The sequence below is a fragment of the Nocardia albiluteola genome (genome assembly GCF_018860155.1).
Classification (GTDB): domain Bacteria; phylum Actinomycetota; class Actinomycetes; order Mycobacteriales; family Mycobacteriaceae; genus Nocardia; species Nocardia albiluteola.
Genome location: NZ_JAHKNI010000004.1, coordinates 186714 through 202037 on the forward strand (window position 1 = coordinate 186714; position 15324 = coordinate 202037).

16 protein-coding genes and 1 pseudogene are annotated in these 15324 nt (G+C 68.1%); 11 read left to right on the plus strand and 6 right to left on the minus strand.

The features are described from left to right. The first annotated feature begins 159 nt into the window (after positions 1-159). From uraD to KO481_RS14030, 4 genes are all read left to right on the plus strand, one after another. On the plus strand, positions 160-657 hold the full coding sequence (gene uraD, locus KO481_RS14015; RefSeq protein WP_215917548.1) for a 2-oxo-4-hydroxy-4-carboxy-5-ureidoimidazoline decarboxylase: 498 nt from the start codon (positions 160-162) through the stop codon (positions 655-657). Beyond that, positions 654-989, plus strand: coding sequence for a hydroxyisourate hydrolase (gene uraH, locus KO481_RS14020; RefSeq protein WP_215917549.1), 336 nt, complete (start codon positions 654-656; stop codon positions 987-989). Before uraD ends, uraH begins: the two co-directional genes overlap by 4 nt. A 6-nt stretch (positions 990-995) precedes the next feature. Next, positions 996-1919, plus strand: coding sequence for a factor-independent urate hydroxylase (gene pucL, locus KO481_RS14025; RefSeq protein WP_215917550.1), 924 nt, complete (start codon positions 996-998; stop codon positions 1917-1919). 100 nt (positions 1920-2019) lie between these two features. Next, a complete protein-coding gene (locus KO481_RS14030) occupies positions 2020-2787 on the plus strand; it encodes an IclR family transcriptional regulator (protein WP_215917551.1) in 768 nt (255 codons plus the stop codon). A 266-nt stretch (positions 2788-3053) separates the two neighbouring features. On the opposite strand, the pseudogene KO481_RS44335 reads toward KO481_RS14030, so the two are convergent. Then, positions 3054-3443 (minus strand): annotated as a pseudogene (locus KO481_RS44335) (Uma2 family endonuclease); the annotation flags it as partial. 67 nt (positions 3444-3510) lie between these two features. After that, positions 3511-4590: a LacI family DNA-binding transcriptional regulator gene (locus KO481_RS14040; protein ID WP_215917552.1), complete on the minus strand. Its 1080-nt coding sequence runs from the start codon at positions 4588-4590 to the stop codon at positions 3511-3513. Between the two features lie 164 nt (positions 4591-4754). On the opposite strand from KO481_RS14040, the gene KO481_RS14045 reads away from it, so the two are divergent. The 4 genes from KO481_RS14045 to KO481_RS14060 all read left to right on the plus strand — a co-directional run bounded on the left by KO481_RS14045 (position 4755) and on the right by KO481_RS14060 (position 8647). Then, positions 4755-5774, plus strand: a complete 1020-nt coding sequence (locus KO481_RS14045) for a sugar ABC transporter substrate-binding protein (protein WP_215917553.1) — start codon at positions 4755-4757, stop codon at positions 5772-5774. A 113-nt stretch (positions 5775-5887) separates the two neighbouring features. Continuing rightward, a complete protein-coding gene (locus tag KO481_RS14050; RefSeq protein ID WP_215917554.1) occupies positions 5888-6889 on the plus strand; it encodes an ABC transporter permease in 1002 nt (333 codons plus the stop codon). Then, complete coding sequence (locus KO481_RS14055; protein WP_308166597.1) at positions 6886-7689, plus strand: ATP-binding cassette domain-containing protein; 804 nt, start codon at positions 6886-6888, stop codon at positions 7687-7689. The genes KO481_RS14050 and KO481_RS14055 overlap by 4 nt, the downstream gene beginning before the upstream one ends. After that, the gene (locus tag KO481_RS14060) at positions 7676-8647 is read left to right on the plus strand and encodes a carbohydrate kinase family protein (protein WP_215917555.1); all 972 of its coding nucleotides are present in this window, start codon (positions 7676-7678) and stop codon (positions 8645-8647) included. Before KO481_RS14055 ends, KO481_RS14060 begins: the two co-directional genes overlap by 14 nt. Positions 8648-8790: 143 nt before the next feature. On the opposite strand, the gene KO481_RS14065 is transcribed toward KO481_RS14060, so the two are convergent. Then, positions 8791-9396 carry a TetR/AcrR family transcriptional regulator gene (locus KO481_RS14065; protein ID WP_215917556.1) on the minus strand — a complete coding sequence of 202 codons (606 nt, stop codon included), beginning with the start codon at positions 9394-9396 and terminating at the stop codon, positions 8791-8793. 85 nt (positions 9397-9481) lie between these two features. On the opposite strand from KO481_RS14065, the gene KO481_RS14070 reads away from it, so the two are divergent. Next, positions 9482-10402 (plus strand): NADP-dependent oxidoreductase, encoded by a 921-nt coding sequence (locus KO481_RS14070; protein ID WP_215917557.1) that lies wholly within the window; start codon positions 9482-9484, stop codon positions 10400-10402. A gap of 456 nt (positions 10403-10858) precedes the next feature. Here the strand turns inward: KO481_RS14070 and KO481_RS14075 are convergent, their stop codons facing one another. After that, complete coding sequence (locus KO481_RS14075) at positions 10859-11563, minus strand: hypothetical protein (protein WP_215917558.1); 705 nt, start codon at positions 11561-11563, stop codon at positions 10859-10861. 251 nt (positions 11564-11814) lie between these two features. Between KO481_RS14075 and KO481_RS14080 the strand changes: the two genes are divergently transcribed. Together KO481_RS14080 and KO481_RS14085 are read left to right on the plus strand one after the other, a co-directional pair. After that, the gene (locus KO481_RS14080) at positions 11815-12519 is read left to right on the plus strand and encodes a response regulator transcription factor (protein ID WP_215917887.1); all 705 of its coding nucleotides are present in this window, start codon (positions 11815-11817) and stop codon (positions 12517-12519) included. Positions 12520-12718: 199 nt separating this feature from the next. Then, a complete protein-coding gene (locus KO481_RS14085) occupies positions 12719-14188 on the plus strand; it encodes a sensor histidine kinase (protein ID WP_372452042.1) in 1470 nt (489 codons plus the stop codon). A gap of 75 nt (positions 14189-14263) precedes the next feature. Here KO481_RS14085 and KO481_RS14090 read toward each other — a convergent pair whose 3' ends face one another. After that, positions 14264-14770 (minus strand): GNAT family N-acetyltransferase, encoded by a 507-nt coding sequence (locus tag KO481_RS14090; RefSeq protein WP_308166598.1) that lies wholly within the window; start codon positions 14768-14770, stop codon positions 14264-14266. Then, positions 14767-15036 (minus strand): type II toxin-antitoxin system TacA family antitoxin, encoded by a 270-nt coding sequence (locus KO481_RS14095; protein WP_215917560.1) that lies wholly within the window; start codon positions 15034-15036, stop codon positions 14767-14769. Before KO481_RS14095 ends, KO481_RS14090 begins: the two co-directional genes overlap by 4 nt. Between the last annotated feature and the right edge of the window lie 288 nt (positions 15037-15324).

Below are 15324 nucleotides of genomic sequence, written 5' to 3' on the forward strand. Positions count from 1 at the left end.
GGCGAACCTTTGCGAATCTGTTGACAGCGCGTTGTGACCCCTCCTACATTCGTTTCAGCGGAATTTAATTTCCGCATCGTAGAAGTTGATGCGGTAGTCTCGAACTACAAGATTTCCGGCCGCAGGACCGGCGGATCGATCGGAATGCGGAGGTACCCGGTGACCCAAAATCTTACGATCGCGCAGCTCAACGCGCTGCCCGGCGAGGATTGGCGTGTCAGCCTGACCGGCGTGGTAGGCGTCGAGGAGTGGGTCCGCGCGGTCGACTCGGCCCGGCCGTACGCCGATCGCGACACACTGCTGGAGCTGGCGGAGGGGCAGGTGCTCGCGCTGTCGCCCGAGCAGGTGCGCGCCGCGCTGGCCGACCATCCGCGCATCGGCGCCTCCACCGCGCCCGGCTCCCAGGCCGCGCGCGAACAGTCCGGAGTCGATCCGGCCGATGCCGAGCTGGCGGCCGCGCTGCGCGAGGGGAACCTCGCCTACGAGGACAAGTTCGGCCTCATCTATCTGGTGTGCGCCTCCGGCCGCACCGGCCACGAGATGCTCGCCGATTGCCTCGCGCGCCTGGACAACGATCCGGACGCCGAAATCCTGGTCACCCGAAGAGAACTCGCCGCGATCGCGCGAAAGCGGCTGGAACGGATGGTTACTCAATGACCCGTAGTGCAATCACTACCCACGTGCTCGACACCGCCGGAGGTCATCCCGCACAGGGGGTTCCGGTGCGGCTCGAGGCCCGCACTCAGGACGGCTGGCGGGAGCTGGCCTCCGGCCGCACCGACGACGACGGTCGCTGCACCGATCTGGGCCCCGAGCGGGTCGAGGCCGGGGTCTACCGGCTGACCTTCGACACCGCCGCCTACTACGGCGACCGTCCCACGTTCTTCCCCGAGGTGACCGTGACCTTCACGATCTCCGATCCGCAGCAGCACCATCACGTGCCGCTGCTGTTGTCCCCGTTCGCCCTATCTACCTATCGAGGGAGCTGACCAGCCATGGCCATCCAGCTCGGACCCAACCAGTACGGCAAGGCCGAAAACCGTCTCGTGCGCGTCTACCGCGATACGGACCGCCACCAGATCCGCGACCTGAACGTCTCCTCCGCGCTGCGCGGGCGCTTCGCCGAGGCGCACATCGCGGGTGACCAGGGCGATGTGCTGCCGACCGACACCCAGAAGAACACCGTCTTCGCCTTCGCCAAGGAGAAGGGCGTCGAGGCGATCGAGGACTTCGCGCTCACCCTCGGCGACCACTTCATCGCCCGCTGCCCCGGCGCGGACGGCGCCCGCATCGAGATCGACGAGTACTCCTGGGACCGCATCGCGGTCGATGGTCTGCCGCACGATCATTCGTTCGTGCGCAGCGGCGGCGGCGTACGCACCACGGTGGTCAACATCGACGGCGTCGGCCCGGACCGGCGCGCGCACGTGGTGTCCGGCATCAAGGATCTGGTGCTGCTCAAGACGACCGGCTCGGAATTCCACGGCTTCTTCAAGGACAAGTACACCACCCTGGAGCCGACCAACGACCGGATCATGGCGACCTCGCTGGTGGCCCGCTGGCGCTACAACCCCACGGGCGCGGCCGGGGAGGGAACGGTCAACTGGGACAAGACCTTCGATTCGATTCGCTCGATCCTGTTGCGGCAGTTCGCCGTCGTGCATTCCTACGCCCTGCAGCAGACTCTCTACAGCATGGGCCGCGCGGTACTCGAGCAGCACCGCGACGTCGCCGAGATCCGCTTCTCCGCGCCGAACAAGCACCACTTCCTCTACGACCTGGACCGCTTCGGCCTGGACAACCCGGGCGAGGTGTTCATCGCAGCCGACCGCCCGTACGGCCTGATCGAGGCGGCCGTCGAGCGCGACGACGCCCCCGAGGCCGGCCGCGCATGGCACGGTATCCCTGGATTCTGTTGATTCGAGCGGGGGTGCGCAGCGAATTCCGGCATCCGGACTTCCGTATGCTGGAATTCGCTGCAAAGATGGTGGAAACACCGATCCAGGAGGGAACAACGCCGTGACCGACACCCAGACGCGGGCCAGTGGCGGGGTGCAGTCCGTCGACCGAGCCTTCGAACTGCTGGAGCTGGTGGCCGACGCGGGCGGGGAGGCGACGCTCTCGCAGCTCGCCGAGGCGTCCGGGCTGCCGCAGCCGACCATTCACCGGCTGCTGCGCACGCTCATCGCGGGCGGCTATATCCGGCAGCAGCCCTCGCGGCGATACTCCCTGGGGCCCAGGCTGATTCGGCTCGGCGAGACGGCCGGGAAGGTGCTGGGCTCCTCGGCGCGCCCGCATCTGACCCGGCTGCGCGACCTCACGGGGGAAACCTCGAATATGGCCGTGCTGGACGGGGATCAGGTCGTCTACGTCGCGCAGGTGCCCTCCCCGCATGCCATGCGGATGTTCACGGAGGTCGGTCAGCGGGTGGACCTGCACTGCACCGCCGTCGGCAAGGCGGTGCTGGCGACGCTGCCGCCCGCGGAGACCGACCGGATTCTGTCGCGAATCACGATGAGCCCCCGCACCATTCACACCATCACCGATCCCGCGGTGATCCGCGAGGAGATCGATCGGGTCCGCCTGCAGGGCTTCGCCGTCGACGACGGCGAGCAGGAGATCGGTGTGCGCTGCTTCGCGGTCGGCATCCCCGACGCTCCCACCCGCGCGGCCCTGTCCATTTCCGGGCCGCAGGCCCGGGTGGCGGGTCTGGACATGGACAACATCATCCCGCTGCTGCAGGAGGCCGCCGCCAGCCTCGGCCGGGAGCTGTCCGCCGCGAGCTGAGCGTCAGTACTCGAGTTCGGACCAGGGAATTCGAATGGGGAACGAAAGTTGGTGGCAATGCCGTCGGTGTCCTCGGACTTCCATTCACCAGCCATGACGTAATAGGTGGGGTGCAGCGGAGATACACCGGGTGGCAACTGTCCGTGGTGTGTTTCGAGCGCGTAGGCGCGAACAACGACGATCCGGCGGGGGTTTCGACCGAGCAATACCTCCCAGTACCAGGGAATTCCGGCCGCGGCGTACCGCGCCTTCTTCGCCTCGATGTCCCGCTCGGTGTTGGATGCCGACAACACCTCACCCGCTAGATACAGGTCCGAGGCACGGATATCCGCAAACTCGTCCTCATAGCAGCGGGATATGAGGAAATCCGGGGTCGAGAAGTCCGACTTTCCGTTCGTACCGAAGAAGACATTCGTCCCGGTGAGTACCCGCCAGCACTGCTCCGGCCGCACCGACATGTCTTCACGCCCACATCTACGGAGCGTGTTCCGAAACTCGATCGAATATTCCTGATGTGGGGCCGGCGGGCGTCGCATCCACACGACACGCCCCTTCCATAGCTCGATCTCCCCGGCGATCTCCTCGGGTAGTTGCTCGAGTTCTTCCCAGGTCATGTGCTCCGGCAGGTCCGGGGACGCGATGTACGGGATACCCATGTTGACCACACTATCCGCAGGTCGGGCCGCCGCGGCCGATCGTTCCGGGGTCCGATCGAGCGCCGTCCTAGGCTTCCGGCTGTGCGCCGGACGGGGGGATTTCTCCCGATCCGCGGACCAGCAGTCGAGTTGGTACCACGCGGCGGCGAGGTGGGGATTGGTCGCCGTCCAGGCGGGCGAACAGCAGCTCGGCGGCGGTGCGCCCGATGACGGCCGGGTCCTGGGTGACGGCCGTGAGGGCAGGGGTCAGCAGTTCGGCCAGGGGCAGGTCGTCGAAGCTGACCAGCGCGATATCCCGGTGCAGGCCACGCTTCTGGAGTGCGCGCAGTACACCGACGGTGACCAGGTTCTGGGCGCTGAACAGCGCGGTGGGGCGGTCGGGACGGGACAGCAGCGCGTCGACGGCGGCCTCGGCCGCGTCGGGATTGTGCAGATCGGCACAGATAAGGGTGGGGTCCAAGGCGATTCCCGTGCAGGCCAGGCCCTCGACGTAACCCGCGTAGCGTTGCGCGGCGGTCCAAATCGTATGCAGGTCACCGAGATAGGCGATGCGGCGGTGGCCCTGTGCGGCCAGATGCTCGATCGCGCGGCGGGCTCCGGCTCGGTTGTCGACCGTGACGCTGTCGATTTCGGCGGCGGCGGGCAGGCGGTCGACGAAAACGACAGGGGTGCCGCGCCTTTGCTCGTGGATCAGCATCCCGTGGTCGGTGCCGACCGGCATCACGATCAGCCCGTCGACGCGGCGGGACAGCAGCGCGTCCAGGACCTCGCGCTGGCGGCCCGGATTCTCGTCGCTCGAGACCGCGAACACCAAAGTCCCACGGCCGTGGGCGAAGTCCTCGACCGCGCGGTGCAGCGCGGAGGCGAACGGGTTCGCGACATCCATGAGCACCAGGCCGATCGCGGCGGTCTTCTGGCCGTGCCCGCGCAGCGTGCTCGCCGCGAGATTGTGCCGGTAGTCGAGCATGGCCGCGGCATCGGTCACGCGCGCGGCCAGTTCGGGGGATACGCCGGGCTCGCCGCGCACCACCCGCGACACCGTCTTGATGCTCACGCCCGCCAGCGCGGCGACCTCGCGCATGGTTGCGCCCCGGCGGGGGGTGCTGCGCCGGGCCGCCTCCGAGGCGGGGGTCCGAGGGTCTGACAACGCTGACATCTCCTTCTTTCTAGCACTGTGACACATCCTGCGCGTCGTGCCGTCCCCCGACGTACTGCCTAGAAATTTGTGAGTACTTGGCTCTGGACGTGAGCCGCGTCACGATCTATGGTCACTGACAACGTTGTCTTTCGCAGTACACATGGAGCACATAGATGTCCTCTCGTGCCATTCGTATCGCCGCCGCCTGCTTCGCCCTCACCACCGTCGCCCTCACCGCCACCGCGTGCGGCAAGGGGTCCGGCAGCGGGCAGATCGAGGTCGGGTTGATCACCAAGACCGACACCAACCCGTACTTCGTCAAGATGAAGGAGGGTGCGCAGAAGGCCGCCGACGCCGCCGGGGTCAAACTGGTCACCGCCGCGGGCAAATTCGACGGCGACAATGCCAGCCAGGTGACCGCGATCGAGAACATGGTGGCCGAGGGCGTCAAGGGCATCATGATCACCGCCAGCGATACCAAGGCGATCGTTCCCGCCATCGCCAAGGCCCGCGCCAAGGGCGTGGAGGTGTTCGCGCTGGACACGCCCACCGAGCCGCAGTCCGCGGTCGATGCGCTGTTCGCGACCAACAACTTCACCGCCGGCCAGCTGATCGGCAAGTACGCCAAGGCCGTCGAGGGTGACAAGCCGGTGAAGATCGCGATGATCGACCTGAATCCGGGCGTCAGCGTCGGCACGTTGCGGCACAACGGATTCCTGTCCGGCTACGGCGCCGCGCAGGCCACCCAGGACATGACCCAGGACGTCACCGCGCCGAATGTGGTGTGCGCGCAGCCCGCCCAGGGCGATCAGGCCAAGGCGCAGTCGGCGATGGAGACCTGCCTGCAGAAGGATCCGGGCATCAACGTGGTCTACACCATCAACGAGCCCTCCGCGCTGGGCGCGTACACCGCGCTGAAGACCGCCGGCAAGGAGAACGACGCGCTGATCGTGTCCGTCGACGGCGGCTGCACCGGCGTACAGGGCGTGAAGGACGGCAAGATCGCCGCCACCTCGCAGCAGTACCCGCTGAAGATGGCGCAGATGGGCGTCCAGGCCATCGTCGATTACGCCAAGACCGGCAAGAAGACCACGGGCTACACCGATACCGGCGTCAACCTCATCACCGCCAAACCCCAAGCGGGAGTTGACTCCAAAGACGTGCAGTACGGCACCGACAACTGCTGGGGCTGATCCCCGCCACCGCAAGACCGGCCGAATGTCACATTCACCCCATTGATTTCGGCGAGATGTGACATCCGGCCGGTCCGGCAGTGCATCATTCAGCCGATATTCGAAGGATCCGCATGACTGCTACAACCACATCGAAGGCGCCGCCGAAATCGGTGTCCGCATTGGCGAGCCGGGTGCTGAGCTTCCCGAACTTCGGCCCGATTGCGGTCATCCTCATCACGATCATCATCTTCTCCTCCGAGTCCGACCGGTTCCTGACTGGCGGAAACTTCTCGCTGATCGTGCAGCAGGTGATGGTGGTCGGCACCCTCGCCATCGGGCAGACGCTGATCATCCTCACCGCGGGCATCGACCTGTCCAACGGCGCGGTGATGGCGCTGGGCAATATCGCGATCACCAAACTGGCCGTGAACTCGGGGCTGCCGCCGCTGCTGGCGATCGTGCTCGGGCTCGCGCTGACCGCGGCGTTCGGGCTGGTGAACGGGTCGCTGGTGAGCATGGTCAAACTGCCGCCGTTCATCGTCACGCTCGGCACCTACGGCGTGGCCTTCGCGCTGACCCATATCTATTCGGGGGAGCAGACGATCTCGGGCCTGCCCTCGATGCTCACCTTCTTCGACAAGACCTTTCCGCTGGGCAGCACCGACATCACCTACGGATCGGTGGCGATGCTGGTGCTGTTCGCGGTGGCCTGGTACGTGCTGCGGCAGACCTCGGCGGGACGGCACATCTACGCGGTGGGCAACAATCCCGAGGCCGCCCGGTTGAGCGGAATCGACACGCGCCGAGTACTTCTCGGCGTCTACACCGTCGCCGGGCTGATCTACGGACTGGCCGCGCTGCTGCTGATCGCACGCACCGGGGTCGGCGATCCGAACGCGGGGCAGACCGACAACCTCGACTCGATCACCGCGGTGGTCCTGGGCGGCACCAGCCTGTTCGGCGGGCGCGGCAGCGTGATCGGCACCCTGCTGGGCGCGCTGATCGTCGGTATCATCCGAAACGGCCTGCAGCTCATGGGAGTTTCCTCGATCTACCAGACCCTGATCACCGGCATCCTGGTGATCGCCGCGGTGACGGTGGATCAATTCAACCGCAGGAGGCAGCAGCGGTGAGTGAGCAGACTGACGCGAAACAGCCTGTGTTGCAGGCGAAGGGGCTGGTCAAGCGCTACGGTCAGGTCACCGCGCTGGACGGCGCCGACTTCGACCTGTATCCGAACGAGATCCTCGCGGTGATCGGCGACAACGGCGCCGGGAAATCCACTCTCATCAAGGCACTCTCGGGGGCGGTGGCGCCGGACGAGGGCGAGATCCTGGTCGATGGCAAGCCGGTCCGGTTTCGCCGCCCTATCGATGCGCGCCGCGCGGGCATCGAGACCGTGTACCAGGATCTGGCCGTCGCCCCCGCGCTCGATATCGCCGACAATCTGTTCCTGGGCAGGGAATTACGCCGTCGCGGGGTGCTGGGATCGGTGTTCCGGATGCTGGACAAGGAGCGGATGGTCCGGGAATCCCAGGAGCACATGGCGAATCTGAAGATCGGCATCCGCTCGATGAAGCAGCCGGTGGAGACCCTCTCGGGCGGGCAGCGCCAGGGTGTGGCGGTGGCGCGCAGCGCGGCCTTCGCCCAGCACGTGGTGATCATGGACGAGCCGACCGCGGCGCTGGGGGTCAAGGAGACCGGCATGGTGCTGGACCTGATCCGCCAGGTCCGCGATCGCGGGTTGGCGGTCATCGTGATCAGCCACAACATGCCCAATGTCTTCGAGATCGCCGACCGCGTGCACATCCAGCGGCTCGGACGGCGGGTGGCGGTGATCGAACCGCACGAGTTCTCCATGTCCGATGCGGTCGCGATCATGACCGGGGCCATGGCGGGCGAGGAGGTGGACAACCATCGTGTCCGGGACTGAGCGGGGCACGGGGGTGATCGCCGTCGCGGGTGAGGCTTTGGTGGACATGGTGCCCACCGGTGCGCCGGGGGAGTTCGCGGCGATGCCGGGCGGCAGCCCCACTAATGTGGCCGTCGGCCTGGTCCGGCTCGATGTTCCGGTCCGGATGCTCGCCCGGATCGGCACCGGCACGCTCGGGGACAGGGTCCGGAACTTCCTGCGCGACAACGCCATCGGCCTCGATCATGCGATCCAGGGCAGCGAGCCGACCTCGCTGGCGCTGCTGGATCTGGACGCCGACGGCGTGGCCCGCTACGACTTCCGCATCGACGGCACCGCGGACTGGCAGTGGACCGATGCCGAACTCGGGCCCGCCCTGGACGGTGACGTGGCGGCCCTGCACACCGGCTCGCTGGCGATGACGCAGCGGCCCGGCGCGGATGCGCTGCTGCGCCTGGTCGAGCGCGCGCGGGCGACAGCGACCATCTCCTATGACCCGAATATGCGTCCGCAGTTGATGATTCACGACGACGCCCGGGCGCGCGTGGAGACGATGCTGGGCCTGGCCGACGTCCTGAAGGTCAGCTCTGAGGATCTGGCCTGGCTGTATCCGGACCGAGCGCCCGAAGACGTGCTGACCGACTGGGCCTGCCGGGGCCCAGCGCTGGTCGTGGTCACGCTTGGCGGCGAGGGCGCCTTGGCCGCCACCGCCGAGGATCCCAGGCCGATCCGTCGTCCGGGCGTACCGATCGAGCTGGTGGACACCGTCGGCGCGGGCGACGCCTTCGCCGGCGGCCTGCTCGCGGGTCTGCACCGCCGGGACCTACTCGGCGCGCATCGGCGAAAGGCGTTGCGCGCGTTGGAGAGCGCGGAGCTGATTGCGATCGTGGATGAGGCGATGCTGGTGGCTGCGCTGACCTGCGGGCGGCGCGGAGCCGATCCGCCGACCACGCGGGAGGTGCGCGCCGCACAGTTGTGAGCGAGCCCAGGGGGCGCCGACCCCGGCTCGGTCCTGATCATGAGGGGCTGTGCGGCTTCCGTGACCCGCGCGGCTCCAGCACGCCGCGGCACGGCGATTCGCCGGGGCGGCCGCCGCGATTCGCGCCGGTCCGGAACGGCCGATTACGTACCGGAACCTGGTGATTCGCCGGAGGCGATCGCACTCGGTGCGCCGTCGGCCGCGACGGCGACCAGATCCGCGGCGCTGGCCCAGAGCACCTCGGCGTAGTCGGCATTCTCGTCGGCCATGCACCTCTCGGCGGTCAGCCGCATCACGGCCATCCCGAGATCGGTGGCCAGCCGCGCGGTCTCGCGGTCGTGCCCGCGGCGCAGCAGTGCGGCCGTGAGGGCCTCGGACAGCGAGACGAGCTTGATCAACTCTCGCTCTCGCAATGGCGGATTCGCCGCGATGATCGCCGCGCGCCGCTCCAGGTGCTCGCGCGGACGGAACACCGCCGTCGCGGTGGTGCACGCGGTCAGCAGCGTGCGCAGCGCACCCGTGCCCGCGGGGACGGCCTCGATGGCGGCGACGAGGTGCTCCTCGAGTTCCCGGCCGCCGCCGAACAGCACCTCTCGCTTGTCGGAGAACCATCGGTAGAACGACCGCTCGGTGAGGTTCGCGCGCCGCGCGATCTGCGCGACCGTCGTGCGGTCGTAGCCCTGCTCCTCGAACAGGTCCAGGGCCGCCTCTGCGAGCCGATCAGGGGTATTGCCTTCCCACCGTGCCATGCCGCGATTCTAGCGACAGCAGATGCTGTCGTCACTCTGGTAGCGTTGGTGACGACAGATGTTGTCGTCACTTGGGAGATCACTCATGCGCACCCTTCGCTTTCACACCTACGGAGAGGCGGCCGACGTGCTGCGAATCGACGACGCCCCGGTCCCGGACCCCGGTTCGGGCCAGATCCGCATCGCGGTGCAGGCCTGCGGACTGAACCCGGCCGACTGGGCGCTGTGCGGTGGGCTGTACCCCGGCGACCTGCCGCGCGGGATCGGCCTGGAGGTGTCCGGGACCGTCGACGCCGTCGGTGACGACGTGACCGGGGTCGACATCGGCGATCCGGTGTTCGGGACCGCGCCCTTCACCGGTCCGACCGCGGGCGCGTCCGAGTACGCACTGCTCGACCTGTGGTTCGCGCGTCCGTCCGGGCTCGAGGCGGTGGCCGCCGCCGCGCTGCCGATGGCCGTCGGAACGGCGTACGTGGCCGTGGATGTGCTCGGCGTCGGTTCCGGCACCACCGTGCTCGTGCACGGCGCAGGCACCACCACCGGGTACGCCGCGGTGCAGATCGCCCTCGGGCGCGGCGCCCGCGTGATCGCCACGGCGGGCGAGACGTACGCCGATGCCCTCCGCGCCGCCGGCGCCGAGGTCACGAGCTACGGGGAGGGCATGGCGGAACGAGTGACGGCGCTGGCGGGTGGGCCGGTCGAACTCGCCCTCGACACCGCGCCGTTCAGCAACGCGCTGACTGAACTCGTGCGCACGGTCAAGGAACCCGAACACGTGCTGACGCTCGGAATCGACCCGGTGGCAAAGGAACTCGGCGTGCGCTCCGCGTTGGACACCGGCGCGATGCCGCGTTACGACGTGCTGGGCGAATTTGCACAGCTCGCCGCCGAAGGTCGGTTCTCCGTCCCGGTGGCCCGCACATTTCCGCTGGAGGACTGGCGTACCGCCCTCGAGCTCAGCGGGTCGCACCGGGCGCACGGCAAGCTGGTGCTCCAGATCGGGTAGTGCCGCAACGGTATTCGGCTAGCCCGGTCACTCCTGCGTGCCTTCGCCCCGGATGGGCGGTGCTAACCTGCCCGCGTCCCGGCTCGACCCGATCGGGATACCCGGTATAGCGGCGATGATCGGGTCCGGTCAGGCCGGGATGCTTGGTGTAGCGGTGACGGTAGGCTCGGTCCGGTCGGGATGGTTGGTGTAGCGGTGACGGTCGGCTCGGTCCGGTCGGGATGTATACCCAGCGCGGTCGGGATGCATAGCGAGGCAGCGACGATCCGGACCGGCTCAGGGGTGCGAGGCTTCGGTAGCCATCGGGACAGTTCCGGCCAGGATGCGCTGTGTGACAGCAACTATCGGCCCGCCCCAACCGACAGCGCGACGGTGGCCACAGTGCGTTCCGGTGCGGACGTTCGGGATGACGGAGGCGCCGGGCGGTGTCGGCGCGGTGCCGACCGGCCGGGCGTATCAGTTGGGCGCGCCGACCGGGTCGGCGGCCGGGTTGCCCGCGCCCGGACCGAATTGGCCGGGGCCGCTGGACATCTGGTTCGGGGCTGCTGCACCGTTCATCGCTCCTGGGCCACCCGTCCCGTCCATCCGGTTCCACCGCCCGCCGCCGGGCCGGGCGGCTGTCCCCTCGGTGACGACGGTGGTGGTGGACGTGCCGTTCGCATCGGTGGCCCGGATGCTCACCGTGTCACCGACTTTCACGCCCGAGGTTTCGCGCGTGTCCGATCCGATGGTGTAAGTGTGGGTGTAGTTGTCGGCGCTCTTGGCGGTGATCGAATCGGCCGAGACGGCGGTGACGGTGCCGGTCTGGGTCAGCTCGGTGGTGTAGTCGCCGTTGCCGTCCGAGACGACGAACTGGCCGTGCAGAGCCCCGCCCATCGGACCGGAGAAGCTGCCCCCGCCGTTGTTCGAGCCGCCGGGACTGTTCATGCCGGGGTCGTTCATGCTCATGCCGGGGCCGCCCGGGCCGCGATGGTCGCCGGTGGAACTGCCGGAGGCGGCATAGATCACACCGCCGCCCACCGCGGCGATCGCCGCGGCAACGCCCACGGTCGCGAGGGTCTTGCGTGTCGTCCACAGGGACGGCGTGGTCTGCGGTGCGCCCCAGGCGGGCTGGCTCGCCGCGGGCTCTTCGGGGCTCGCGGGCTGTAGGGGATCGGTCATCGTCGAAAGCTCCTGTGCGGTGCGGACCCGGCGGACCGGGCGGTTTCGCTCCACCGTGGGTGGCGAATGTAGGTGCGCGCTGTGTGCGGGCCCAGCGCGCGATATGTGCGCCGTTCGCGGGCAGTGTCGGGCGGCCGGTGAGGTTCACAGTTTGCGCACAGCCAAGGCAAAGCTCGCTCCGAGCGCGACCGCCGATCATGGTTGATGTGACAGCGACGACCAGTGCCAATGCCCCGATCGATCGACCCGTGATGCGCCGCGCCGACGGCACCCCGGTCACGGTGCTGGTCGTGGACGACGAGCCGATGCTCGCCGAGATGCTCTCGATGGCATTGCGCTTCGAGGGCTGGGAGGTGCTCACGGCTGGTGACGGCCGCACCGCGATGGCCCGCGCCCGCGAGACCCGCCCCGACGTGGTGGTTCTCGACGTGATGCTGCCGGATATGACCGGGCTGCAGGTCCTGGGCCGGCTGCGCGAACAGATCCCGCATCTGCCGGTGCTGCTGCTGACCGCCAAGGATTCGGTGGAGGACCGCATCGCGGGGCTGACCGCGGGCGGCGACGACTATGTCACCAAGCCGTTCAGCATCGAGGAGGTCGTGCTGCGGCTGCGGGCGCTGTTGCGGCGCACCGGAATCACCATGCGCGACAGCGGGGCCCAGATAGTCGTGGGAGATCTCGTGCTGGACGAGGACAGCCACGAGGTCACCCGGGCCGGCGAGCCGATCACGTTGACCTCCACCGAATTCGAGCTGCTGCGGTTCTTCATGCGCAACCCGAAGCGGGTGCTGAGCAAGGCACAGATCCTCGATCGCGTCTGGAGTTACGACTTCGGCGGCACCTCCAACATCGTCGAACTGTATGTCTCCTATCTGCGCAAGAAGATCGACAGCGGGCGCGATCCGATGATTCACACGCTTCGGGGGGCCGGGTATGTCCTCAAACCTGCTACCTGAACCGCCGGTGCCGGGGGCCGCGGCGTATCCGCTGGGGCCCGTGCGCGTGCCCGGATCGCCGACCGAGGGGGCGGAATCCGTTGTGCACCAGGGGAAAAAGGCTCGTGCCCGGAGGATGTCCAGTCGCGCGGGCGCGCGAGGCGAGGAATGCACCGCTCACCGCTACCGGCGGTGGTCTCCGCGGCGCTGGTCGCTGCGGATGCGGCTGCTGGTGGGCCAGGTGCTGCTGCTGGTGACGGTGGTGGTCGGCATCGGCGCCGCGACCGAGCTTGCGCTGCACCAGTTTCTGGTACATCAGCTCGATACCCAGCTCGTCGACATGGAGAAGCGAGCGGTTATCGAATCCGGCGGCGGACCGATCGTCGGGCCCGTGCCCACCGGCCGCATCGGCCATCCGCCGCCTCCGCCCGATTCCGACGGGTCCGAACCGGGCCCGAACTTCCTCGATCATCCCGGCAATCAGCCCAATGCCGTCGGCGCCCTGCTCGAGCACGGAAGTGTCACGGCCGCAGGGAGAATCGGCACCGACGGTGGCGTGGTCGCGCTGTCGGACACGGCTCGCACGCAGGTGGCCGCCGTCGCGGCCGACGCGAAGCCCGTCACGATCGATCTTGACGGCGCGGGCAGCTATCGCGTCGTGGCGGCGACGACCTGGAAGGGCGGCACGGTGGTCGCGGGCCTGCCGCTGGCATCGGTGGACGCGACGATCGTGTGGGCGCTGGTGGTGTCGATCGTCGTCACGCTCGTCGCGCTGGTCGTCGCCGTCACCGTGGGGGTCTGGGTGATCCGCCGTGCCCTGGCGCCACTGGACCGCGTCGCCGCGACCGCGGCCCGGGTCGCCGATCTGCCGCTGGACCGCGGGGAAGTCGAACTGCCCGTGCGGGTTCCGGCCGATGACGCCGATCCGGGGACCGAGGTCGGCAAACTCGGCGCCGCGGTCAACCGGATGCTCGACCACATCGCCGGCGCGCTCTCGGCCCGGCACGCCAGTGAGGTTCGCGTGCGCCAGTTCGTCGCCGACGCGAGCCACGAGCTGCGCACGCCCCTGGCCGCGATCCGCGGCTATACCGAACTGGCCCAGCGCAATCGGGACGAGGTGTCCCCGTCCGTGGCCGACGCGATGAGCCGGGTGGATGCCGCGGCACATCGCATGTCCGGGCTCGTGGAGGATCTGCTGCTGCTGGCCCGGCTGGACTCGGGCCGCCCGCTCGAGCGTCGGCCCGTCGACCTGACCCCGCTCACCGTGGACGCCGTGAGCGACGCCCACATCGCGGGCTCGGATCATCGCTGGGACCTGAAACTGCCCGACCGGCCGGTGGTGATCGACGGCGATGCCGCGCGCCTGCACCAGGTGCTGGCGAATCTGCTGACCAATGCCCGCGTGCACACCCCGCCCGGCACCACCGTCACCGCCGCGCTCGGCGTCGACGCCGCCGGGGCCGCGGTGTGGACGGTCCGCGACGACGGCCCCGGCATCCCCGCCGACCTGCAGCCGGAGATCTTCCAGCGCTTCGCCCGCGGCGACTCCTCCCGCTCCCGCCACGCGGGCAGCACCGGCCTGGGCCTGGCCATCGTCGCGGCTGTCGTCAAGGCCCACGGCGGCGATATCGCCGTGGACAGCGTCCCCGGCAGCACGGAGTTCACCGTCCGCCTCCCGATCGCCGACTGAGGTCCGCCCGACCGCCGTCTACATGTTGATTTCCGCGCCAATGAAGCGACGTGGGTCAGTCCATCACTCCACCGGTCAGCCGATGCCAAACGCTGCGAGAGCGGTCGACATCTTCATGACAAGGCGACCTGGCGTGTTCTCGACAGGGATGAAGTTGTACTTCTGATAGAAGCGGAACGCGGACTCATCGATCGCATCGACAACGATGAGCCGGCCGCCCGACACCTGCGCGGCTCCCATCATCTTCGAGATGGCGTCGATGAGAAGGTCGGTCCCGTACCCCTGACCGTGGAGGGACGAATCGAGGGCGAACTTGGCGAGGAGGAATGCGGGCACAGATCGCATTCCAGCTGCCAGATTGCTCGAGATGCCGTCTTCGGCACGATTGACCGAGGTCGGCGCGATGGAGTAGTACGCCCTGACGGCTGGGTCGTCGTCGAGGACCCAGACGTACGTCCGGCTCGTCATTCCTTTGTCCGCGGCGAGGGCTTTGGTCTGCAACCACTTGTTCAGAACCTCTTTGCCGCAGTCGAACTGTGACACGTCGTGTTCGGCCGTGAGGCCGGTCGAGATCAGAGTCACTTGCGCACGAACCTCCGGCCCCGAGCCACGGCCTTGGCCAGTTCGGGGGCGTCGTCGGCGGTGTCCAGCGATCGGATCATGGCGTCGAACTGCTCGGCGGGCATCAGTGTGCGACTGGCCAGTGCGAGCACCTGATCAGCACGTTGCATTGCCGCGTTACGAACGAAGTCCGTCACCGTCTCACCGACGGCCGACGCCGCCGCTTCGATCTGATTGCGGCCGTCTTCGGCCAGTCTTATCTCGAATCGTTCCGTCTTGGCGCTCATCGCAGTGACCTCGCTTGGGTTCTGACAACCGCCTGGTGAGCTGGGGGTGAAGCTGACGAGTCTCGGCGTCGTGTGTGGTGTGATCCAAATAGATACTGCCTAATGTACGGGCATTGTCCGTACATTGCGAGCGACTTGGCTGTGCCGAAGATCTTCGCAGGTCAGACCCTTAACCCAGGCATCTGGCAGCGGTTCCTCGTCTTCGCGCAGCGGACCCTGCGGGACTGAACTACGTCGCACACAACGACGGTTCTGTATCCGGATGGGGGACACAGACCCGTCGTCGCG

Bases quoted from the DNA above. Each gene is read 5' to 3' on its own strand.
- uraH (WP_215917549.1), top strand. From the start codon at position 654: ATGACCCGTAGTGCAATCACTACCCACGTGCTCGACACCGCCGGAGGT.
- pucL (WP_215917550.1), top strand. From the start codon at position 996: ATGGCCATCCAGCTCGGACCCAACCAGTACGGCAAGGCCGAAAACCGT.
- KO481_RS14045 (WP_215917553.1), top strand. From the start codon at position 4,755: ATGTCCTCTCGTGCCATTCGTATCGCCGCCGCCTGCTTCGCCCTCACC.
- KO481_RS14050 (WP_215917554.1), top strand. From the start codon at position 5,888: ATGACTGCTACAACCACATCGAAGGCGCCGCCGAAATCGGTGTCCGCA.
- KO481_RS14065 (WP_215917556.1), bottom strand. From the start codon at position 9,396: ATGGCACGGTGGGAAGGCAATACCCCTGATCGGCTCGCAGAGGCGGCC.
- KO481_RS14070 (WP_215917557.1), top strand. From the start codon at position 9,482: ATGCGCACCCTTCGCTTTCACACCTACGGAGAGGCGGCCGACGTGCTG.
- KO481_RS14075 (WP_215917558.1), bottom strand. From the start codon at position 11,563: ATGACCGATCCCCTACAGCCCGCGAGCCCCGAAGAGCCCGCGGCGAGC.
- KO481_RS14080 (WP_215917887.1), top strand. From the start codon at position 11,815: ATGCGCCGCGCCGACGGCACCCCGGTCACGGTGCTGGTCGTGGACGAC.
- KO481_RS14085 (WP_372452042.1), top strand. From the start codon at position 12,719: ATGCGGCTGCTGGTGGGCCAGGTGCTGCTGCTGGTGACGGTGGTGGTC.
- KO481_RS14095 (WP_215917560.1), bottom strand. From the start codon at position 15,036: ATGAGCGCCAAGACGGAACGATTCGAGATAAGACTGGCCGAAGACGGC.